The sequence below is a fragment of the Pseudoalteromonas sp. APAL1 genome (assembly GCF_021532475.1).
In the GTDB taxonomy this organism is placed as follows: domain Bacteria; phylum Pseudomonadota; class Gammaproteobacteria; order Enterobacterales; family Alteromonadaceae; genus Pseudoalteromonas; species Pseudoalteromonas lipolytica_C.
Genome location: NZ_JAKGAW010000051.1, coordinates 1 through 21,677, shown reverse-complemented (window position 1 = coordinate 21,677; position 21,677 = coordinate 1). Strand labels below are relative to the sequence as shown.

At 41.6% G+C, this 21,677-nt stretch carries 25 protein-coding genes; 11 read left to right on the top strand and 14 right to left on the bottom strand.

Features of this window, described 5'->3' with window-relative positions:
• Window positions 1-49: 49 nt before the first annotated feature.
• The 4 genes from L1264_RS18345 to L1264_RS18330 all read left to right on the top strand — a co-directional run bounded on the left by L1264_RS18345 (window position 50) and on the right by L1264_RS18330 (window position 3,520).
• The gene (locus tag L1264_RS18345) at window positions 50-814 is read left to right on the top strand and encodes a metalloregulator ArsR/SmtB family transcription factor (protein WP_199527483.1); all 765 of its coding nucleotides are present in this window, start codon (window positions 50-52) and stop codon (window positions 812-814) included.
• 76 nt (window positions 815-890) lie between these two features.
• Window positions 891-1,901: an ArsJ-associated glyceraldehyde-3-phosphate dehydrogenase gene (locus tag L1264_RS18340; RefSeq protein ID WP_199527484.1), complete on the top strand. Its 1,011-nt coding sequence runs from the start codon at window positions 891-893 to the stop codon at window positions 1,899-1,901.
• Window positions 1,902-1,906: 5 nt separating this feature from the next.
• A complete protein-coding gene (arsJ, locus tag L1264_RS18335; protein ID WP_199527485.1) occupies window positions 1,907-3,115 on the top strand; it encodes an organoarsenical effux MFS transporter ArsJ in 1,209 nt (402 codons plus the stop codon).
• A 126-nt stretch (window positions 3,116-3,241) separates the two neighbouring features.
• Window positions 3,242-3,520: a hypothetical protein gene (locus L1264_RS18330; RefSeq protein WP_135926776.1), complete on the top strand. Its 279-nt coding sequence runs from the start codon at window positions 3,242-3,244 to the stop codon at window positions 3,518-3,520.
• Window positions 3,521-3,583: 63 nt separating this feature from the next.
• Here L1264_RS18330 and L1264_RS18325 read toward each other — a convergent pair whose 3' ends face one another.
• The gene (locus L1264_RS18325) at window positions 3,584-3,919 is read right to left on the bottom strand and encodes a zinc ribbon domain-containing protein YjdM (RefSeq protein ID WP_199527486.1); all 336 of its coding nucleotides are present in this window, start codon (window positions 3,917-3,919) and stop codon (window positions 3,584-3,586) included.
• 75 nt (window positions 3,920-3,994) lie between these two features.
• Entirely contained in the window at window positions 3,995-4,561 is a 567-nt protein-coding gene (locus L1264_RS18320; protein WP_199527487.1) for a Tll0287-like domain-containing protein, read from the bottom strand.
• A 152-nt stretch (window positions 4,562-4,713) separates the two neighbouring features.
• On the opposite strand from L1264_RS18320, the gene L1264_RS18315 reads away from it, so the two are divergent.
• The 3 genes from L1264_RS18315 to L1264_RS18305 all read left to right on the top strand — a co-directional run bounded on the left by L1264_RS18315 (window position 4,714) and on the right by L1264_RS18305 (window position 6,391).
• Entirely contained in the window at window positions 4,714-5,169 is a 456-nt protein-coding gene (locus L1264_RS18315; protein WP_199527488.1) for a TlpA family protein disulfide reductase, read from the top strand.
• Between the two features lie 97 nt (window positions 5,170-5,266).
• Window positions 5,267-5,854: a DUF4202 domain-containing protein gene (locus tag L1264_RS18310; protein ID WP_199527546.1), complete on the top strand. Its 588-nt coding sequence runs from the start codon at window positions 5,267-5,269 to the stop codon at window positions 5,852-5,854.
• A 21-nt stretch (window positions 5,855-5,875) separates the two neighbouring features.
• On the top strand, window positions 5,876-6,391 hold the full coding sequence (locus L1264_RS18305) for a TFIIB-type zinc ribbon-containing protein (RefSeq protein ID WP_199527489.1): 516 nt from the start codon (window positions 5,876-5,878) through the stop codon (window positions 6,389-6,391).
• A 65-nt stretch (window positions 6,392-6,456) separates the two neighbouring features.
• Here the strand turns inward: L1264_RS18305 and L1264_RS18300 are convergent, their stop codons facing one another.
• The gene (locus L1264_RS18300; protein WP_235404350.1) at window positions 6,457-6,636 is read right to left on the bottom strand and encodes a hypothetical protein; all 180 of its coding nucleotides are present in this window, start codon (window positions 6,634-6,636) and stop codon (window positions 6,457-6,459) included.
• A gap of 236 nt (window positions 6,637-6,872) precedes the next feature.
• Between L1264_RS18300 and L1264_RS18295 the strand changes: the two genes are divergently transcribed.
• From L1264_RS18295 to L1264_RS18285, 3 genes are read left to right on the top strand one after another with little or no spacing between them, the layout of a single operon-like run.
• On the top strand, window positions 6,873-7,211 hold the full coding sequence (locus L1264_RS18295) for a hypothetical protein (RefSeq protein ID WP_199527490.1): 339 nt from the start codon (window positions 6,873-6,875) through the stop codon (window positions 7,209-7,211).
• Window positions 7,212-7,235: 24 nt separating this feature from the next.
• On the top strand, window positions 7,236-7,979 hold the full coding sequence (locus tag L1264_RS18290; RefSeq protein WP_199527491.1) for a hypothetical protein: 744 nt from the start codon (window positions 7,236-7,238) through the stop codon (window positions 7,977-7,979).
• The gene (locus tag L1264_RS18285; RefSeq protein WP_199527492.1) at window positions 7,966-8,721 is read left to right on the top strand and encodes a hypothetical protein; all 756 of its coding nucleotides are present in this window, start codon (window positions 7,966-7,968) and stop codon (window positions 8,719-8,721) included. The genes L1264_RS18290 and L1264_RS18285 overlap by 14 nt, the downstream gene beginning before the upstream one ends.
• A 96-nt stretch (window positions 8,722-8,817) precedes the next feature.
• Here L1264_RS18285 and L1264_RS18280 read toward each other — a convergent pair whose 3' ends face one another.
• Entirely contained in the window at window positions 8,818-9,816 is a 999-nt protein-coding gene (locus L1264_RS18280) for an NADP-dependent oxidoreductase (RefSeq protein ID WP_199527493.1), read from the bottom strand.
• Window positions 9,817-9,997: 181 nt separating this feature from the next.
• Here L1264_RS18280 and L1264_RS18275 point away from each other — a divergent pair, with 181 nt between their 5' ends.
• Window positions 9,998-10,438: a MarR family winged helix-turn-helix transcriptional regulator gene (locus tag L1264_RS18275; protein WP_199527494.1), complete on the top strand. Its 441-nt coding sequence runs from the start codon at window positions 9,998-10,000 to the stop codon at window positions 10,436-10,438.
• A gap of 12 nt (window positions 10,439-10,450) precedes the next feature.
• On the opposite strand, the gene L1264_RS18270 is transcribed toward L1264_RS18275, so the two are convergent.
• The 10 genes from L1264_RS18270 to ndk form a co-directional block, all read right to left on the bottom strand.
• The gene (locus L1264_RS18270) at window positions 10,451-10,831 is read right to left on the bottom strand and encodes a VOC family protein (RefSeq protein ID WP_135926783.1); all 381 of its coding nucleotides are present in this window, start codon (window positions 10,829-10,831) and stop codon (window positions 10,451-10,453) included.
• A gap of 119 nt (window positions 10,832-10,950) precedes the next feature.
• On the bottom strand, window positions 10,951-12,420 hold the full coding sequence (der, locus tag L1264_RS18265) for a ribosome biogenesis GTPase Der (RefSeq protein WP_199527495.1): 1,470 nt from the start codon (window positions 12,418-12,420) through the stop codon (window positions 10,951-10,953).
• A 75-nt stretch (window positions 12,421-12,495) separates the two neighbouring features.
• Window positions 12,496-13,674 (bottom strand): outer membrane protein assembly factor BamB, encoded by a 1,179-nt coding sequence (gene bamB, locus L1264_RS18260; protein ID WP_135926785.1) that lies wholly within the window; start codon window positions 13,672-13,674, stop codon window positions 12,496-12,498.
• Between the two features lie 9 nt (window positions 13,675-13,683).
• Window positions 13,684-14,304: a YfgM family protein gene (locus L1264_RS18255; protein WP_135926786.1), complete on the bottom strand. Its 621-nt coding sequence runs from the start codon at window positions 14,302-14,304 to the stop codon at window positions 13,684-13,686.
• A 24-nt stretch (window positions 14,305-14,328) separates the two neighbouring features.
• On the bottom strand, window positions 14,329-15,603 hold the full coding sequence (gene hisS / locus L1264_RS18250; protein WP_138558258.1) for a histidine--tRNA ligase: 1,275 nt from the start codon (window positions 15,601-15,603) through the stop codon (window positions 14,329-14,331).
• A gap of 132 nt (window positions 15,604-15,735) precedes the next feature.
• A complete protein-coding gene (gene ispG / locus L1264_RS18245) occupies window positions 15,736-16,854 on the bottom strand; it encodes a flavodoxin-dependent (E)-4-hydroxy-3-methylbut-2-enyl-diphosphate synthase (RefSeq protein WP_054553525.1) in 1,119 nt (372 codons plus the stop codon).
• Window positions 16,855-16,859: 5 nt separating this feature from the next.
• The gene (locus L1264_RS18240; RefSeq protein WP_235382976.1) at window positions 16,860-17,732 is read right to left on the bottom strand and encodes a RodZ domain-containing protein; all 873 of its coding nucleotides are present in this window, start codon (window positions 17,730-17,732) and stop codon (window positions 16,860-16,862) included.
• Window positions 17,729-19,498 carry a type IV pilus biogenesis/stability protein PilW gene (gene pilW, locus L1264_RS18235; protein WP_199527497.1) on the bottom strand — a complete coding sequence of 590 codons (1,770 nt, stop codon included), beginning with the start codon at window positions 19,496-19,498 and terminating at the stop codon, window positions 17,729-17,731. The genes L1264_RS18240 and pilW overlap by 4 nt, the downstream gene beginning before the upstream one ends.
• A gap of 114 nt (window positions 19,499-19,612) precedes the next feature.
• Window positions 19,613-20,743, bottom strand: a complete 1,131-nt coding sequence (locus tag L1264_RS18230; RefSeq protein ID WP_199527498.1) for a bifunctional tRNA (adenosine(37)-C2)-methyltransferase TrmG/ribosomal RNA large subunit methyltransferase RlmN — start codon at window positions 20,741-20,743, stop codon at window positions 19,613-19,615.
• Between the two features lie 170 nt (window positions 20,744-20,913).
• Complete coding sequence (ndk, locus tag L1264_RS18225) at window positions 20,914-21,345, bottom strand: nucleoside-diphosphate kinase (RefSeq protein WP_036972405.1); 432 nt, start codon at window positions 21,343-21,345, stop codon at window positions 20,914-20,916.
• Window positions 21,346-21,677: the final 332 nt, after the last annotated feature.

Here is a 21,677-nt window from a genome sequence, read left to right as displayed (position 1 = left end):
ACTTTATATAACAAAAATATTATATAACCAAATTGTTATGGAGTGAGTCGTGAAAGTTCTCTTTTTATGTACAGAAAATTCAGCCCGATCAATTATGGCTGAAGCGTTGCTTAAACATCATGGTAAAGGTGAGTTTGAGGTGTTTAGTGCGGGTACTGAACCTTATGCGGTAGACCCTCGTACGCTTGCGGCGATTGAACATTTTGGCTTAAAAACCCATGACTTACACTCAAAACACTTAAACGATGTCACTAATCTGCATTTTGATTACGTCATTACCCTATGTGATGACGCTGTAAAAGAATGTGCTAATCGCGTCGATGGCAGCCATTGCCTTGCATGGGACTTTATTGATCCTAAAACGCGTCCTGGACCTCACGCCTTTGAAAAAACCTTGCAAGAGCTCAATGAGCGAATTAAACAGTTTGTGCAATCCCATAACAAAGAAAAACCAGCATCGATTTCGCCAACCACATTTTATAAAGCCCTTGCAGATGATATTCGTTTAAAAAGCTTATTGCTTATCGCCGTTGAGCAAGAGGTTTGCGTATGCGAACTAATGACGGCACTTAACGAGCAGAGCCAGCCAAAGGTTTCAAGGCATTTAGCGCAACTTAAAAAACAGGGCATTTTGTCGGATAGAAAACACCAGCAGTGGGTGTTTTACTCTTTAAACCCGACTCTACCTATGTGGATGAAACAAACAATTACCTCGACCGTGGTAAACGAACCGAATTTCATAGAAAACGAGTTAGCAAGGCTAAATGCGATGGGGGATAATCGCCCAACTCGTGTGGCGCGCTGTTGCAATTAAACAAAACGGTTTGCTGTTAACTGTCGGCAAACCCGGTAAAACAAGTTAGACAATTTTAAAAAGTAGGAGCTTAACAATGGCAATTAAAGTAGGCATTAATGGTTTTGGCCGCATGGGGCGTTTATCGCTAAGAGCAGCGTTTGCATGGGACGACGTTGAGTTTGTGCAAATTAATGACCCTGCGGGTGATGCAGCTACATTAGCTCACTTACTAAAGTATGATTCGGTACACGGTATTTGGCCTCATGAGGTTGAAAGTAACGACAACGCTGTGATCATCGATGGTCACGTAATTAACGTCACGCAAAATAAAGCAATTGCAGACACCGATTGGTCTGGCTGCGATATCGTTATTGAAGCCTCTGGCGTGATGAAAGAAAAGTCACTACTTCAGGCATATCTTGATCAAGGTGTGAAGAAAGTTGTTGTAACTGCGCCTGTAAAAGAAGACGGTGTGCTGAATATTGTAATGGGTGTAAACGATGATTTATACGATGTAAATCAGCATGATATTGTTACAGCAGCATCGTGCACTACCAACTGTTTAGCGCCTGTGGTTAAAGTATTGCAAGAAAAAATTGGTATCAAACATGGTTCAATGACCACTATTCACGATATTACTAACACGCAAACTATCTTAGATGCGCCGCATAAAGATTTGCGCCGTGCTCGCGCATGCGGCATGAGCTTAATTCCAACTACAACCGGCTCTGCAACGGCGATCACACATATTTTCCCTGAACTTAAAGGCAAATTAAACGGCCACGCGGTTCGTGTGCCTTTAGCAAATGCATCAATCACTGACTGTGTGTTTGAGGTTACAAAGCCAACTACCGCTGAGCAAATTAACCAGTGGATGCAAGAAGCCGCAGCAGGTGAGCTAAAAGGCATTTTGGGCTATGAAGAAAAGCCACTTGTTTCTATCGATTACAAAACTGATCCACGCTCAAGCATTGTTGATGCGCTATCAACCATGGTTGTCAACGAGACTCAAGTTAAGCTGTATGTTTGGTACGATAACGAATGGGGTTATGCAAACCGCACCGCCGAACTTGCCCGTAAAGTTGCGCGATCACTACAAGGTTAAAAGAAATGACGCGTTTGGCTAATCTTCCCGCTGATATAAAGCAGTACTTAATTGTCACCGGGAATTACTGGGCATTTACGCTAACAGATGGCGCATTGAGAATGTTGGTGGTACTGCATTTTCATGCGCTTGGCTACTCGCCTTTGAGTATTGCCATGCTGTTTTTGTTTTATGAGATTTTTGGTGTTGTCACTAACTTAGTGGGCGGCTATTTAGGCGCAAGGCTTGGTTTAAACAAAACCATGAATATTGGCCTTGCCATACAGGTTGCAGCCTTGTTCATGTTGGCAGTCCCCGCTGAATGGCTGAGTGTTGCCTATGTGATGTTAGCGCAGGCTCTGTCGGGCATTGCAAAAGATCTCAATAAAATGAGTGCTAAAAGCTCAATTAAAATGCTGGTTGCCAGTGGCCAAGAAGGCACCTTGTTTAAATGGGTGGCGATACTAACAGGCTCTAAAAACGCCTTAAAAGGTGTGGGCTTCTTTTTAGGTGGCTTACTTCTCACATTAATGTCGTTTAAAGGTGCAATGCTCGCGATGGCTGCCACTTTGCTGGTGGTGTGGTGTTTTAGTCTTTTTGCACTTAAAAATGATTTAGGCAAAGCCAAAAACAAACCTAAGTTTAACGAGATATTTTCAAAGAGTAATTCAATTAATATCTTGTCAGCCGCGAGGTTATTTTTGTTTGGTGCGCGTGATGTTTGGTTTGTAGTTGCACTACCGGTATTTTTATCACAAGCCTTTGATTGGGACCACTGGACCGTGGGTGCCTTCTTAGCGAGTTGGGTTATTGGATATGGGGCTGTGCAATCTTTTGCACCTAAAATCATTAAGCTTAATAAGCAAACATCACCAAGTGCAGAAACAGTTAAGTGGGCATCCTTGCTTGCTTTAGTCACCTTAGTCATTGCCCTTGCTATTGGTTTTGACTGGGCTGTAAAACCAATGCTGATAGGCGGGTTGATGTTATTTGGTGTGTTATTCGCAATTAACTCATCTTTGCACAGCTACTTAATTGTTAGCATGGCTGACGCCGATGGCGTATCACTCGATGTCGGGTTTTACTATATGGCTAATGCTATGGGACGCTTAATTGGCACTGTGCTGTCGGGCTTAGTGTTTCAGGTGTATGGCTTAGCAGCGTGTTTGGCTATATCGCTGTTTTTTATTGTTGTTACCGCCGTTATATCGACTAAATTACCAAAACAAATTTAGTTAAATTTCAACACGCCCTATAAAGGTAAGCATGCTTTATTGCTTACCTTTATTCATGCATAGCATCAGAAATAACAAAATCAGTCACCTTCAGGCTTGAAAAGCACTTCGAGCATTGGCTGTGGGTTGTTTAAAAACGACGAAAAACAGTACAAACAAGCGGTGTTTGATGCTTATTGCGAGACGCTTCGCCACGATCTAACTATCAGTATTGATGATAATATTCTTTGGTTTTTAAGACCGTTTTCTAAGCAAGCTAAAGATATTACTCCCAGTACGTTTGCTGGCGAAGTTTGCCCACTTTGCAAAGGAAACCTTAGTGCAACCACATGGATTGCTGGCTGGCAGTTGAGCTGCGAACATTGTGAAGTAACGGGGATTGTTGTTGAAAAGTTTGGCTATTAAAAAAGTTAGCTTATTGAAATTGCTGTGTAATTATTCACAGCAATAACAATCTTGATTATGCTATCAGGCTTTTTTAACAAACTTAGCAGTTACCATCATTTCACCTACGCCATCAACTTTACAGTCTAGTGCGTGGTCTTTTTTATCTAACACGCGGCGGATCACGGCTTTGGTGCCAATTTTAATTACTTGTGAGCTGCCTTTAATTTTTAAATCTTTAGCAACGGTCACTTTATCGCCATCGACCAATAAGGTACCGTTAGCATCTCTTACATCGATTACATCAACGTTATTAACAGCATTTGGATCCCACTCATGAGCGCACTCTGGGCATACTAAGTTGTTTTGATCTTCATACACGTATTCAGAGTTACATTGTGGGCAAGGAGGTAAAGACATAAATGGCACCTTGGTTGATTTTAAAAGGGTATTTTAATTGCTAAGAGCAAACTATGCGAGTACAAGGCATATATTTTATGGCTCAGACGTGTCGAGTTCTTTGGTAATAGAGAATATTCCTCTTAAATCACCAAGCTGATAACCTGTCGCTAAATCATTTGGGTAATGCTCGCTAAGCGCTTGCTTTACTTCTGGCGCAATCGTTTGACCATGACAATTGAGGCAAACTGGCGCGACTTTTATCGCTTTAGCAAAGCGGAATTGGCCATCTTTATTGGTCGAGAAAGTCACATTATCAATGCTTTCTGAGTTTCTGAACATATCAACTAGCTGGGCGATTTTCTCAGCTTCCCAGTCATCTGGTTTATTGTTCGGATTTCGGTTTTTAGTGCTTTTACGTGCCACAGTCCAACCATCGGTTGATAAGCTTTCGGCAATAGCAGGGGCTTGCATTTTGCACACGTTAATACCTTCAACTAAACCGCCTTGTTTTATAGCGGCTCCTAGTGCTGATTTGAGCGTAGTGGCAAATTCAGTTGCTCGCTCAGCTGCTTGGGTTTCTAGGGTAGCAGAATTCGTTTCAGCATAAAGGTTAGGTGAAAGCAATAGGGTGCAAAGCGCTATCGTTCTTAAAGTGTGCATTGTAAGGCCTTATATTAGATATATCTAATATAGTAGTTCGCATTTACTTTACATGCCAATTTAAGCTGCAAAAAACAGGATTCACGTTAATAGCATGCTGGAGTGTTGCTGTTAAATTGGTTATGGTGAGAAAAATATTCAGAGAACAAAATATGAAAAAATTAGTTTATATCGCTTTATTGTTATTTTCTGCTTTTACATTTGCAAGCTCAGGTCCTTATAGTGGAGATATCAGCGTTGCAGACTTACTTAAAGACTATCCTGCTTTTAGTGAAGAATATAATGATTACTCACCCAGTGAAGAAGAGCTAAGTACTATAAGAGCACTGCAAGGTAAGCAAGTGTTAGTGTTTTTAGGCACTTGGTGCCATGACTCTAAACGTGAAGTCCCTCGTTTTTTAAAACTTATTGATACAGCGAATGTGCAATTAGGATCCCTTAAATTAGTGGCTGTAGGCTACGATAAGCTTGATCCTGGCGGTTTAGCAAAGCAGCACGATTTACTTTATACGCCAACCATTATCGTTAGCGATGGCGAAAAAGAGCTCGCGCGCATGATAGAAAAACCAAAGCAAAGTATTGCTGCTGATTTAACTTTGCAAAACTAGATCTCAAGCTAGCAGTACCAGATCGCCTGATGCAATATAGCTAAAGTGATTGTTGCCATTTACAATCACTTTGAAGCAATAACAATGAGAACCCATGATGTATACCGCCGTAATTAAAGCCATTGATACAGCCAATGCAGTAGACCCAAACCGAGTTCTAGTCGATGAACAAGAATTTGCAAAAGAAGGTTTATATGCCATGCGTATGACCGATATGCTCAATCGTTTTAAGCCTCAAGCCGATGAGCTAATGCATATTGCTGCCCGAGGGCAACATATTGAGCGCTGGCGCTCTCCGCGCAGTGATTTTCCTATGGGTAAGCAAGGTTATTATCAATGGCGCACTGCTTTATATGATTTTCATGCTGAGCGTGTAACAGCTCTCATGAAAGCGGCTGGTTATTCAACGGCTGATTGTGAGCGTGTTTATGCAGCCGTTGCTAAAAAAAATATAAAACGAAATCCTGATAGCCAATTGATTGAAGATATCGCCAGCCTCGTGTTTATTGAGCATTACATGCTTGACTTTGCAAGTAGCAAGCCTGATTACGATGAACAAAAATGGCTGGGTATTATTCGTAAAACATGGCAAAAAATGTCAGATGAAGCACATGACTTTGTATTAGCTGGACACATCAGCTTACCTGAGCCACTTAAGCCGTTAATAACAAAAGCGCTAAATTAATTATAAAAACAAGGATGTAATATGTTTTGCCCACGTACTAAAACAGCCCTTGAAGCAGTGAGTATTGGCGATGTTAAAGTATATTTATCAAAATCTGGTGGCGTATTTTTTGATAACCGACAAATATTTCACTTTAGCGATCCAAGTTTAAAACCCGCGCAAGTGCTGGTGGCTCATTTAAAAACCTTGCCAACAGAATGTGTTGATATAGCAACGCGAATTAATTGCCCGAAGTGCCCTGACGTGGTGATGATGCGGCGTTTTTTTAGTCCACTAAAAGTGGTTGAAATAGACGAGTGCCCAAACTGTGCAGCTATTTGGCTCGATCATGGTGAGCTTGAAAAGATCCATGAAAATCATTTAACGCCAAAAGAGCGTGAAATGCTGCGTATTGATATGGCCAATAATCATGGTTTTATTCAAGTTAAAATCCCAAAAAGGCGTTACTCTGTTCATGCTAAAAAGCCAGATTCTAAAGCAACGTCATCATTAGAAAAACTAGCAGAACTTGCGTATTTATCGATTTTGAATGACTGATAATGATAATAAGAAGCCTGTACCAACTAAGATACAGGCTTTATTAGCTATTAAGTGTTAAAGCTTTACCAGCATTTTTCCTTTATTTTTACCTTCGAACAGGCCAAGAAATGCATCAACAGCATTTTCGATGCCATGGTAAACTGTTTCTTCAGATTTAATTTACCTTCGCCGATCCACGCGCCCATTTGTTCAATAAACTCAGGGAACTGATCAAAGTAATCAATCACGATAAAGCCTTGCATGGTGAGCTTTTTATCTTGCTTTAAATCGTTAAAAATTACTGGTTCTTTATTTTTACTTCGGTTCTTTTGTTTGTTTTTTTAATGATTTTTTTGATGGTCTTTATTGCTGGTGTAAGGTTATTAAAGTTTTAAATGGTTTTACAAAAGGAATTGCTGTGAATATAAGTCATAACAGGGTTTTTTTATATTTTATTCTCATATTCGCTACTTTGTTTATTTATACATCGCTAGTAGTTATGTTAAATGATAATGAACAAAAAGAGCCTGAGATAAAACAGCTAAACTCTCAGTCTGATCATGAGCTTAGTCTAATTCTAAGTTTGCTTTCGCAACTAAACTCGGCTGAGTTGAGCCCAAATAACGACCGCGCATCACCCAACCCGAATATTACTAAGATTGATAATATCTGCTATGCAATTTTAAAAAATAATAAAGCTGACTTATTAAAAACGTTAGGACTATTGTTTGATACAGACAACGGCCTTGCCTTGTCGCCTGAGCTTGCGCAGCTTGCCGATATTTATGGCTACCAAATTAGTGGCAGTGCCGACAACCCCGTTATTAGCGCTAAATAATTATTAAAATATAAGGTCAATAGTGTGAAAAAATTAGTGGTGTTTATGAGCGTGTTACTGGCCTGTTTGTTTACAACAAGTTGCACTACAGTACTCGATAAGGCGCATGGTTATCGTGGGCCCATCGTTGTGACAATTAAAACAGAAGATGGCTCAGTGTCGGAGTTTCCTTTTTTAATAGAGTCTGTGTACACAGAGTCGTGTGGTCATAGTAGCTGTGGCATAGACTCCGGTTATAGATATCTAAAAACGAGCTATGCTAATGAGCCAATTACCTTCCCGCGAGAGCGGTTAGACCTATTGCAAGCTAATGCCTACGCAACAATTCTTTTTAAAGTTACTCATCCTAATTATCACTACAACGTCTTTACTCGAGGTTTTGCGCCCACCGATGCTGATGACCCCATTTATGTAACGTTTACTGTTAAGCCCTTTGCTGAACAAATGAATAAAGTAGCTGGCTGGGCGACTGGTTATAAACAAGACATGCAAAAATTCACACCAGATAGCAGAGAATTTAAAGAAGCAGATATAATGTATCGCCAAGAGCGTTTTAATTTAGGAAAGGTGATTAAAAGGCACATTACGTTGACTAAAACGGTTTACTTACCCCATTTTTCAGAAAGCATGCAACAACGTGTGATTGAAAAGTATCAACCTATTTTTAAAGCGTGGTATTACGGTGTACCTGAAACAGATTGTTGGAATATGGTTAAATGCAGAAAGCAAATTTTAAAACCAAGGAAGGCTGAGTATGAAGGATTGTAAGCGCAAGGTGGTGCAATTTTGCGGTGTATTACTGGCCTGTTTGTTTACAACAAGTTGTAATTATTTATTTGATGAAGCGCATGGTTATCGTGGGCCCATCGTTGTGACAATTAAAACAGAAGATGGCTCAGTGTCAGAGTTCCCTTTTTTAATAGAGTCGGGCTATTCAGAGTCGTGTGGTCATAGTAGTTGCGGTATTGAATTTGGTTATAAATATTTTAAAGCAGCCTATGCGAATGAGCAAATCACCTTCCCGCGGGAGCGGTTAGATTTATTACAACCTAATGCCTATGCATCGATTGAGTTTACTGTGACCCATCCTAATTATCACCAAGGCGCGTTTCCACGAGGTTTTGCGCCTACCGATGCTGATGACCCCATTTATGTTACGTTTACTGTTAAGCCATTTGCTGAACAAATGAATAAAGTGGCTGGCTGGGCGGAAGGCCCTAAACAAGACATGCAAAAATTCGCACCAGATAGCAGAGAGTTTAAAAAAGCAGATATTAGGTATCGCCAAGCACGTTTTAATTTAGGAAAGATGATTAAAAGGCATATTACGGTGATCAAAACTTTTTACTTGCCTCATTTTTCAAAACGCATGCAACAACGTGTGATTGAAAAGTATCAACCTATTTTTAAAGCGTGGTATTACGGCGTACCTGAAACAGATTGTTGGAATATGGTTAAATGCAGAAAGCAAATTTTAAAACCAAGGAAGGCTGAGTATGAAGGATTGTAAGCGCAAGGGATGCTTGTTTCGGCAATCGTATTTTTTAAACTTGCCTAAATAGAGCCTGTACCAACTAAGATACAGGCTTTATTTGCATGTTAGGTGTTAAAGCTTAACCAGCATTTTTCCTTTATTTTTACCTTCGAACAGACCAAGAAATGCATCAACAGCATTTTCGATACCATGGTAAACCGTTTCTTCAGATTTAATTTTACCTTCGCTGATCCACGCACCCATTTGCTCAATAAACTCAGGAAATTGATCAAAGTAATCAATCACGATAAAGCCTTGCATGGTGAGCTTTTTCGAGTTGATATAAAACAGGTTGCTTGGCCCAGGCTGTGCAGTGTCGTTATTGTAACCTGAGATCATGCCACATACAGGAATACGGCCGTAATCGTTCATTACATTGAGTGCTGCTTCAAGGTGATCGCCACCTACGTTTTCAAAGTACACATCAATGCCTTGTGGTGCCGCTTGTTCAAGGGCTTCTGTTAGGTTTGCTACCGTTTTGTAATTAATTACTGCATCAACACCCAACGCTTTAACCATTTGTGCTTTTTCGTCAGAGCCAACCGAAGCAATCACTTTACAGCCTTTTAGCTTAGCAATTTGGCAAACAACGCTACCTACCGCGCCTGATGCAGCTGAAACAAACACGGTATCGGTTTCTTTTAGGCTAATTACCTTTGTTAAACCTGCCCATGCAGTTAACCCAGTCATACCCATAGTACTTAAAAACAGTTGGTCTGGTAATGGTACGTTTGGCAGTAACGTTAAGTCGCTGCCATCGCTAATGTGCATGGTACGCCAGCCGCTAATATGACTTACTTTGCTCCCAACAGGAAAGTCATCATTGCGTGATTCAATCACTTCGCCGATAGCACCGGCTTCCATCACTTCGTTTAAGTTAAATGGCGCGATATATGATTTACGATCAATCATGCGCGGGCGCATATAAGGGTCAACTGACATCCAGGTATTTTTAATTAACACTTCGCCGTCGTTCAAATCAGGAAGTGTTACGTCTACCTGCGCAAAATTAGCCTGTGTTGGTACACCCGTTGGGCGTGAAACTAAATGAATTTGTTGACTTGTCGCCATATAAACCTCGAATCTGCTGTATTAGAATCAATTAATGAGTTGCACAAAACATTTGCGCGCAAACTATTTGCGATCAATTTAATGATCTTTACTATAAAAGGCAATAGATCGTCGTAAAATAATTTGCGCGCAAACTAAATTAAGGCAATAATACGGCTGTATTTCAGTTTAGGGTAGCAGCATGAGCAACAAGTTATCAGACAATGTATGTTTCACTTTATACAGTGCAACAAATGCGTTGATCAGAGCGTTTAGACCAATCCTTGAAGCTTATGACTTGACCTATCCGCAATATATTGTGATGCACTCACTTTGGTATAAAAATCAGGTGAGTTTAAAAGCGCTTTCTCATGATACGCACTTAGACTCAGGCACCTTAACACCGATAGTTAAACGCTTAGAAACGAAAGGTTTATTGACGCGTCAGGTATCGAATGAAGATGAGCGTAAAAAAGTAATCTCATTAACAGAGCAGGGCATGCAGCTTAAAACTGATGCCGAAGCATTAACGGCTAAGTTAATGGCGCGATCAAACATGAGTTTGGAGCGAATCGAGTTATTACGCGAGTTAACCCTTGAGCTACACACTGACCTTACTAAAACGGAACTTACAAAAGACTGACCTTACCAAAGGCTAATCTTCTACTAAACATACCAAGGTGCCCTCAATAGCACGAACATACGCATAATGCTGGGCGTCTTTTTTAGTTGGCGGACACAATGGCTCAGCGCCAGCAAGCACTGCTTTATCGTAACTTTCTACTAAATTATGGCAGCTGAACCTTAGCTCAAAACCAAGTGCAGGTTGCTTAGGGTGGGCACGAATATACCCTTGCTTAAAGTACGATTGCGCATGCGGATGGGTTGCAAAAGCAAGCTTAACAGGCCCTGTAACAAGTTCACCGTAATCGGCATCATCACTGATATGATTGGTATTAAAACCAAATGCTTGATAGTAAAAGTCGAGTACTTCTTCTACGTTATCGACGTAAATAACCTGACTTAAAAAGTCCATTTATGTTGCTCTATTTATTGTTCGTTTATTAAATAAAGCATAGTTTTAGTAATAAAAAAACCTTGTAAGTCATACTCACAAGGTTTTTTTTAATACTTTACACTTAGTTTAGCAATTGGCTAAGACTTGTTGCGATTTTCTTTCGCAAACGCACGGATTTTACGTTTTTGCGATAAGGTCACTTTGTTAGTACGACCAGCATAAGGGTTGTCGCCTTCTCTAAATTCAATTTTGATTGGCGTACCCATGATATTTAATGCTTTGCGATAATAGTTCATTAAGTAGCGTTTATAGCTATCAGGTAAGTCATGAACTTGGTTACCGTGGATCACGATACGTGGTGGGTTATAGCCACCTGCGTGAGCATATTTAAGTTTAACACGACGACCGCGAACAAGTGGCGGTTGGTGATCGGCTTGTGCCATATCCATGATACGACGCAGCATAGCTGTGCTAATACGTTTAGTTGCTGACTCGTAGGCTTCGTCTACTGACTCAAATAAGTGACCAACACCTGTGCCGTGTAAGGCAGAGATAAAATGCAAACGTGCAAAATCGATAAAGCCCAAGCGGCGGTCAAGCTCTGACTTAATACGCTCTTTAACGTAATCATCAAGGCCGTCCCACTTATTTACAGCAACAACTAAAGAACGCCCTGCATTTAAAGCAAAGCCTAGTAGGCTTAAGTCTTGATCAGAAATACCTTCGCGCGCATCAACCACTAGTAACACGACGTTGGCATCTTCGATTGCTTGTAATGTTTTAATAACTGAGAACTTCTCAACAACATCACTTACTTTTTTACGCTTACGAACACCTGCGGTATCGATAATGATGTATTCTTTATCGTTACGTGTCATCGGAATATAGATAGAGTCACGGGTGGTACCCGGCATATCGTAAACGATTACACGTTCTTCACCTAAGATACGGTTTGTAAGTGTTGACTTACCAACATTAGGGCGACCGATAATAGCAAGCTTTATAGGCTTGTCGGCAAAGGCTTGCTCGCTGTTTTCGCCTTCTTCATCTTCGCTGTAAAGATCAATTAGTTCGTCATCACTTTCTTCAAGCTCTTCACTTTCGCTTGCAAGTTCAGCAATAACTGGCTGTAAAGTCGTATCAAGGAGTTGCGTGATACCACGGCCGTGAGCCGCTGCAATGTGATGCACTTCACCTAGGCTTAATTGATAGAATTCAGCACAATATGAGTCTGCATCAATGCCGTCTACTTTATTTGCTACAACAAAACATTTCTTTTGTTGTTTGCGTAGATGGTTAGCAATCGCTTGGTCGGCAGCAGTCATACCTGCGCGAGCATCAACTAAAAATAACACGATATCGGCTTCTTCAATCGCTAATAGCGACTGCTCAGCCATTTCGGTTTCAATACCTTGCTCAGAGCCGTCAATACCACCCGTGTCTACCACGATAAATTCATAGCCATCGTAGTCAGCTTGGCCATATTTTCTATCTCGTGTTAAGCCTGGAAAGTCGGCTACGAGGGCGTCACGAGTACGTGTTAAACGGTTAAATAATGTGGATTTGCCCACATTGGGTCGCCCAACAAGAGCGATCACGGGAAGCATAAACTACCTCTTAAAAAAACAACAAAAGGCTTCGCCAAGCGAAGCCTTAGAAAAATAACGTTTACTATTAGTAAGTTAGTTTGGGATTTTAACCGCGCTAACTTCACCATCTCGGGTGTATAAAATTAATTTGTCACCGGCAACAACAGGCTCGATAAAGAAGCCTGAGCTGTCAAAGTCTTCGCGCGATACAAGCTCGCCCGTTTCTTTGTCTAACCAGTGCAGGTTACCTTCTTGGTCACCCAGTGCTAAATACTTACCAGCCACAGTTGGGCCTGTTAAGTACCAGCCGCGTAGTGCCGGTTGGCTCCAACGCTCAATACCTGATGTCTTATCTAGACCGTAAACAACGCCATCGCTATCAACTACATAGATAGACTGGCTATCCATAGATAAATCACGGTAGCTGCTATATTCACGTTTCCAAACAACATTACCAGAACGAATATCAACAGCGGCTAAATTACCATTATAGGCAATTGCGTAAGCATATGGGCCACTGATCAGTGCTTGAGTATCCACATCAACTAAACGCTCAAATTCAGATGCCCCTTTTGGTGTGGCAATTTCAGCACTCCATGCAGAGTAACCGTTTTCTGAAATTAGTACGCTTAGCTTGCCTGTTTCAAGGCCAAGTAATACACCACCATTTGCGACGGTTGGTGAGCTTTGGCCACGCAATGTTAGCGGTGGTACTTCTTGTTCAAAGCGCCAGCGCTCTTCACCTGTATCTGGGTGCACAGCTAATAATTTGCCAGAAGCTAAGTTTACAAAAATTAGGCCATCGCCTGCAGCTGGTTTAGCAAGTACTTCGCCAGGCATTGTTTTGCGCCAAACAATTTCACCGGTTTCGCGATCAAGGGCTGTTAAATAGCCGTGTTCAGAGCCAATATAAATCTTGCCGTAAGCTTGTAAAATACCACCCGATAATTTGGCACTTTCTGTGGTTTCCCAAGGCCAAAAAGATGCATTTTCACGTACGTCTGTTTGCCATAGCGTGTTGCCATTTTCAAGCGATAGCGCTTCAACTAGGCCTTCACGGTTTGCAACATACACCACATCATCGTGTACCGCAGGTGTTAAACGTGAAAAATAGTGTTGAACACCATCACCAATTGATTCTTGCCACACTACGTCCGTTTCAAATTGATTAACAATTTGCGGTAATACTAGTTCTTCTTCGTCATCACTTGACGAACACCCAGTTAGGGTTGCGATACACAGAGCAAGTGTTGCCGCTGTTAACTTTTTCATCTTAACCCCTTACGCCGCTGGGCTAGTTTGTGCTAAGTCATCAAGTTTAATTTGTAATAACGGATTGTTATCAAGGCCACCATTGTCGGCAGCAGCTTGGTATTGACTGCGCGCCTCTGCTTTATCGCCTTGTGCAGCATAAACGTCGCCTTTTAATTCAGCAACTGCAGCGGTGAATGATGCTGGTAGCTGTGCATTCAAGGTTGTTAATGCTTGCTCAAATTGTTTTTGTGCAAGGTGAACACGTGCAAGACGCATTGTTGCCGTTGCTTTTAGCTCTTTATTTTGTTCATTAGTGATGATCCAGTTTAGCTTTTCGCTTGCTGTATCAAGGTCACCTTTCTCTACTGCTTCTTTAGCAGCAACAAAAGCAGCTAATGTGCTATAACTTGATTCGCTATTGTTTTTAATGAAGTTATCCGCATTCTCTAGCACGGCACCACTTTCAACAAGTTGATTGAATGAATCAGATGCATTTTCTGCATTGGTGATTTGGCTTTGGTTATACGCTTTCCACCCGTATAGTCCACCTAAACCAGCTACGATACCAATACCTAGTGCTAAACCGTTTTCACGGAAAAAGCGTTTGATTGCTTCTGCTTGTTGTTCTTCAGTTGAATAAATTTCCATGCTTACCTCTGTTGCTAGCTGGGCTTAAATAAGCTCAGCTAGTAGCGTTTTCGCTTCTTCTAGTTTTAAGGTGACTTGTTCTTTACGCTCACGTAAGTACTTAATTGTCACAACGCCTTGTTCTAATTCATCTTCACCGATAATAACGGCCACGAGTGCATCGCTTTTATCTGCGCGTTTTAACTGTTTTTTAAAGTTGCCGCCGCCAGCGTGAACCATAACACGAAGGCCAGCAACGTCATTGCGTAATTGAGCTGCAATAATTGGCGCTTGAATGCTTGCTTTGTCGCCCATGGCTGCCAAATATACATCAGCACTACGGCGGATGTCACCTACACATTCCAAGGCTTGAAGTAATAACACCAAACGCTCAAGACCCATAGCAAAACCAACTGCAGGGGTTGCTTTACCACCGAGTTGTTCTACAAGTCCATCGTAACGGCCACCGGCACAAACAGTGCCTTGTGCGCCTAAGCTATCGGTTACCCATTCAAACACAGTGCGGTTGTAGTAGTCTAAACCACGCACTAGTTTTTCATTAACCGTGTATTCGACGCCAGCAGCGTCTAAACGTTCACATAAATTTGCAAAATGTTCTTTTGATTCAGCGTCTAAGTGTTCTGATAATTTAGGTGCATCAGTCAAAATTGCTTGTACATCAGGGTTTTTACTATCTAAAACGCGTAACGGGTTAGTGTGCATACGACGTTTTGAGTCTTCGTCTAGTACATCTACATGCTGTTCTAAATAGGCAACAAGCGCATCACGGTAGTCAGCACGCGCTTCATTTGAGCCCAGTGAGTTAAGCTCAAGACGAACGTGTTCGCTAATACCAAACTCTTTCCATAATTGGGCTGTCAGCAAAATAACTTCTGCATCGATATCAGCAGTGGCGATGCCGAATGTCTCTAAACCAAATTGGTGGAATTGACGGTAGCGGCCTTTTTGTGGGCGCTCGTGGCGGAACATCGGACCCATGTACCATAAGCGTTGTTCTTGGTTATACAGTAAACCGTTTTCATTACCTGCACGCACACATACTGCAGTACCTTCAGGGCGAAGTGTTAGGTTATCGCCATTACGGTCAGCAAAGGTATACATTTCTTTTTCTACGATATCAGTCACTTCACCGATAGAGCGCTTGAAAAGGTCGGTTGATTCAACAATTGGAAAACGAATTTCTTGATAACCAAACGATGAAACTGTTTCACGTAAAATGTCTTCTACTTTCTGCCAAATTTGCGTATCGCCTGGCAGACAATCGTTCATACCACGAACTGCCTGAATTTGTTTTGCCACTGATAAATCCTAAATACTGTACTTGCGCTGAAAAATCGCGCATCAAGAAAAACTAAAAAATTGACCCGCTATTATACCGTTTGGGCGATAAAGGTAAACGGCAAACCTGAGGGTTTGCCGAGTATATGCGAATTATTCAACGATTTTGATGTCGATTGGCGTTTCTTTCTCTTTTTTGGCGATAAAGTCACGCACATAACCTTCTAGCTGATCAACAATGTTATCGTTATCAATACGTGCTTTTTGACGCTCACCGTTAATATATAAACCAGAACGGCGGTTAGCTCCTGCAAGACCTATGTCGCTAACGAGTGCTTCGCCTGGACCATTCACCACACAACCAATAACAGACACTGACATAGGCTCAACCACGTCTTCTAGTCGCTCTTCAAGCTGATTCATGGTGCTTACCACATCAAATTCTTGGCGTGAGCAACTCGGGCAGGCAATAAAGTTAATACCGCGTGAGCGAATGCGTAATGATTTTAAAATATCAAAACCCACTTTGATCTCTTGTACCGGATCGGCAGCAAGTGAAACGCGTAGTGTGTCACCAATGCCTTCGGCAAGCAGCATACCTAAGCCAACAGCTGATTTAACAGAGCCCGAACGCATACCACCTGCTTCGGTAATACCTAAATGCAAAGGCTGGTCGATTTCTTTAGCTAGTAGACGATATGCTCCCACCGCTAAAAATACATCAGAGGCTTTTACGGATACTTTAAATTGATCAAAGTCTAAACGCTGTAAGATTTCAACATGGCGCATTGCTGACTCAAGCAAGGCTTCTGGTGTTGGCTCACCGTATTTTTCTTGTAAGTCACGCTCTAATGAACCGCCGTTGACACCAATTCGAATAGGTATATTATGCTCACGCGCTGAGTCTACAACGGCACGAATACGTTCTTCGCTACCTATGTTACCAGGGTTAATACGCAAACAATCCGCGCCATATTGTGCCACTTTCAACGCAATACGGTAGTCAAAGTGGATGTCGGTCACAAGTGGAATAGTGACTTGCTCTTTAATGCTTTTAAATGCTTCAGCCGCTTCCATGGTCGGCACAGATACGCGCACAATATCGGCACCCGCATCTTGAATAGCTTGAATTTGCGCAACCGTGGCATCGATATCTAAGGTGTTGGTGTTGGTCATCGACTGAACGGCAATTGGTGCACCATCACCAATTGGTACATTACCTACGTTAATACGGGTCGATTTTCTGCGTTTAATAGGAGATTCTGAAAACATTGCGATTACTCTGATAACGGTAAAGTAAATTTGGCTAAGCGATTTTTGGCAAAATGTGAGGTGTCGACGGCTTCACCTTGAAAAGTAATATCAACCACTTGGTGTTTGCCAAGTACAACATTAAACGGCTGAGGGCCTGTTACGGTCATCACGTAACCGGCTTTTTTAACTCCAAATGCGATACGATCGCCATTGCCATCGTGAATTTCTACCCAGCTGTCTTCATTGAAGTGCATTACCACAGTGCTGTGTTCTGGGTCTAAATTACTCTGCTCTTCAATAGGCTTTTTAGCTTCAACGACGTTGGCATCATTGGTAGCAGGTTGTGCATTTTCACTCTCTGGTGGCACTGAACTTGTTGCTGGTTGCGCGTTAAGTTGCTCAGTTTCACTGCTCAACTGTTCTGTTGCTGGTGTAAGTTCACTGGTTTCGAGCTGACTTGGCATTACGGTCGCGGTTTGTTCTTCAAGTGCTGGTGAGCTATTTTGCCACCACCAAAAAACCGATGAGCCAATGATCACTGCTAAGATAAAGTAACTAAACAGCATCAAGCGGTTATCATTTGCTTCTTTTTCTGTACGACGCGAAAAGCTCTGCATCTTTGACTTTTTAGCTGGCTCAACTTGCTCAGGTAAAAGAGCAAGAATTGCCTGAGTATCAATTTTAAGCTCACGGCAATAGCTTTTAATGTAGCCTCTTACAAACGTAATAGGGCCGAGTAGTTCGTGCTCATCGTTCTCAAGGCGTTGCAGCTGTAAAACGGATAGTTTTAATGCACTGGCAAGTTGCTCAAGGCTCATTCCTGCTTCTTCGCGGCGCTTTTTTAGCGCTTGGCCGAGCGTTTCTTGCGGTTGTTCTAGGTTATTTTCTTCATTCATAATGAGTATGAGTCAGGGTCCACTAATAAGAGTCTATGCCCAGGTTCAAGGGCAACATCTGGGCTCAATTTATTCCAGCGCATTAATTGATCAATTAACACGCCATGCTGGGTGGCTATGCTGTACAACGTATCACCTTCAGTGATCGTGTGATAAATGTTCGGATCATTTAAATACACTTTGGTGCCGTTTTCGACCCGATCCGATTCTTTGAAGCCATTCCACTGCAAAATCTGCTGTAGTTTAACATTGTATCGCACCGAAATGCTAAATAGGTTTTCGCCATTTTGAATAATATGGTAGGGAATATTCAGCGCAGGTACACTTGGGTTTAGCATGGGGAGTTGTACTTGCTCTGCACTCACATTATAGCTAGGTTGGCTTGATGTAGATGAAAACCCAGAGTCGGTACTAAATACGCTTTCATCCTTTTGTGCTTCGTAAAATACCACACTGCCTGAACTGTCCGCTTCGACTTGATTTGATGAAACCGAGGGCTCTGGCTTATAAGCAGATTGTGGTTCACCAAACGAGACAATCGTTACGTCATCATTTTTAGTATTTGGTAAGCTGACTGAGGCAGTGGCCTGTGGGTTAACGTCAACAGATAGCGCGCTTACTACGGCTGACGTATCGACAGCTTGGTTACTATTTTTTGGTGTTGAAGTAACTGTTTTAAAGCCGGTACTTTCAGTTTCAATCTTTGCAGCTGTCTGCTGGCTTTTATTTTCATCAATTGTTGATGGTTCAATACCGTACGCTTGTTGATCATTACTTGATGTTGTTGCTAGCGCTTGCGCAGCTGGTTTTGAGTTAGATTCAGCAGACAGAGCCGTGCTTTGACCTGTTCGTGCCTTTGTTTGCGGTACTTTTTTCTTTACGATACGAATTTTTGGCTGCTCTTTACTCACAGCTAAGTTATCACTTGAAATTTGTAGCTCTTCTAACTGAGCTTGACGATATTTTTCGCGTAGAATTTCAAATTCTGAGCGTTTATTTTGGCCTGATGAAATTATCTTTGCTTCGCTCGAACCTGGATAAGTTTGTAAAATGATCCCGGCTGTTTTTTCAGCTTTCTCGATGTGGCCCATTCGCTGTTGAATTAAATAACTGAGCATTAATGCTCTTGGGGTAACACGGCCTGTTGATTCGTACTTTTCTAAAACGCTTTCTGCTTTGTGTAAATCACTTTTAGCGTAATAAAGTCCAGCGAGAGTGATCAGCGATGAAGCGCGTTGTGAACTGTGATTTAAAGCTGATTTTAAGTATTTTTCTGCATTATCAAAGTCATCAAACTCAATTGCGCACAAAGCTAAATTTTCATAACTTTCTGCAACTCGAATATAGCTAGGAATTGCGATAGCTTTTAGAAATTCTTCAGCGGCACGGTCGTATTCGCCAATACCACATAAAAATACACCATAGTTATTTAAGGTGTTTGGATCATTTGGAGCAATTTTTAATGCGCGTTGATAGGCTTTATCGGCGAGTTCTGGTTCATCAACCTGTTGATAATAATAGGCAAGAGAATAATGAACTTCGGGAATATCAGGTGCAAAATCGGCAGCACGTTCTAAGTTGTACTTAGCTTGAGAATTATTGCCTGTTTTTAAGTATTGTAAAGCAAGGGCTATACGGGTGCGCGCCGCACCACTGTTGTTTATTTCTTTTTCAACAACGGGTCTGTTACTGCCGTCGTAGCTATTTTCTGTGACACATCCTGCTAATGCCAATGTACTAACTGTTAGGGCAAGTATAGATCGCATTACCTAATCTCTTCTTTGATTCCGTATGCCTATCTTACCGAAAAGCCTTTGTGTTGCATCTATTATTTTAAAAATAAAAGGTTTAGCACAAAGGCTTTACTTTAAATATTGTGATTATGCTTGGTGAACATTTACCGCAATTGCGTTATCTTCGCGCATTTTCTTCTTCGCTAAACGCTTAGTGCGGTCAACAACGTCGCCGACTAATTGGCCACAAGCTGCATCAATATCATCACCGCGTGTACGACGCACAATACAGGTAATGCCCGCTGCTTGTAGTACTTTTGAAAAGCGGTCGATGCGGCTGTTACTTGAGCGACCATATTCGTTACCCGGGAATGGGTTAAACGGAATAAGGTTCACTTTTGAAGGAGTCCCTTTTAGTGTTTTAACCAATTCGTGTGCATGATCTGTGCTGTCGTTCACACCTTGCAGCATAACGTATTCGATAGTCACATCTTTATTTGCTTTAGAGCCATCAATATAACGACGGCACGCCGCTAAAAACTCTTCGATTGGGTACTTTTTATTGATTGGTACCAGTACATCACGCAGCTCATTGTTTGGTGCGTGCAGTGAAATAGCCAGCGCTACGTCGATTTTCTCTTTTAATAAGTCAAGCGCAGGCACCACGCCAGATGTACTTAATGTAACGCGACGTTTTGATAAACCAAAACCCCAATCGTCCATCATAAGCTCCATCGCAGGTACGACGTTTTTAAGGTTAAGCAGAGGCTCACCCATACCCATCATTACCACGTTAGTCACAGGGCGTTTTGTGCTGTCACCGTCTAAGCCAATGTCTTTAGCTACGCGCCAAACCTGACCGATGATCTCAGACACAGATAAGTTACGGTTAAAGCCTTGTTGTGCTGTAGAGCAGAACGTACATTCAAGAGCACAACCAACTTGTGATGAAACACATAAAGTTGCACGGTCTTTTTCAGGGATCCAAACAGCTTCGACTTCTTGGCCACCTTTAAGTAATAGAGCGTATTTGATGGTGCCATCACTTGCCACTTGCTTAACAGAGATTTCTGGGGCAACAATTTCGCATTCAGCTTTTAGTTTTTCTTTAAGCTTTTTATTGACGTTGGTCATGTCGTCAAAATTGTCTACACCAAAATGATAAATCCATTTCATCACCTGATCGCCACGGAATGGCTTTTCACCGAACGATACGAATAGCTCACGCATTGCGTCTCGGTTTAAATCTAACAAATTAATCTTTTTTTCAGTGGTCATGAAACAACCTCAATCAGTGACGGTGGTAAGTAGTTTTGGTGCGCGATTGTATATTATTTAATCGACTTAGTCATTAGCTAAACAGATTTACAATAGGCTTAGCTAATGACTAAAAAAGGGCCCGAAAGCCCTTTTTCTTCTGCATCACAGACTTAGCTGTGAACTCGAAATTAACGAGTACGTGGGCAGATTTCTTCGTCAGCGAAGAAGTATGCGATTTCACGTGCAGCTGATTCAACAGCGTCTGAACCGTGAACAGCATTTTCGTCGATGCTGTCTGCGTAGTCAGCACGTAAAGTACCAGCTAGTGCTTCAGCAGGGTTAGTAGCACCCATGATTTCACGGTTTTTAAGTACTGCGTTCTCACCTTCAAGAACAGTAACCATTACTGGACCAGATGTCATGAACTCAACTAAAGCACCGAAGAAAGGACGCTCGCTGTGCTCAGCGTAGAAACCTTCAGCTTTCTCTTTTGAAAGGTGAACCATTTTAGCTGCAACAATTTTAAGACCCGCAGTTTCGAAACGGTTGTAGATTGCACCGATGTGGTTTTTAGCAACTGCATCAGGTTTTACGATTGAAAAAGTACGCTCTAAAGCCATCTTTATGCTCCAATAATTTTGAATATAAAAGGATAAATATTAACGGGCGCGAATTATACGCGCTTTACGTGAAAATTCCTAATTTAATTAAACATTAGCGTGATGGCATTTTTATGAATGTATAAATTTTCCCTAGAGAAGTCATGCAGTGAACCAATAATCGTATGGTAAGTTAATGATACCAAAGTAATTGGTGCATAGTTTGTACTCGATACTCTTACCTTTAATGTCGCTGATGTAGATAAAGATGTTTTGCGAACTCAATGCTAAATGTCAGGCCTGAAGTGCAAAATCAGCACATTATTTTCACTGATATTTACTAAGCAATGACG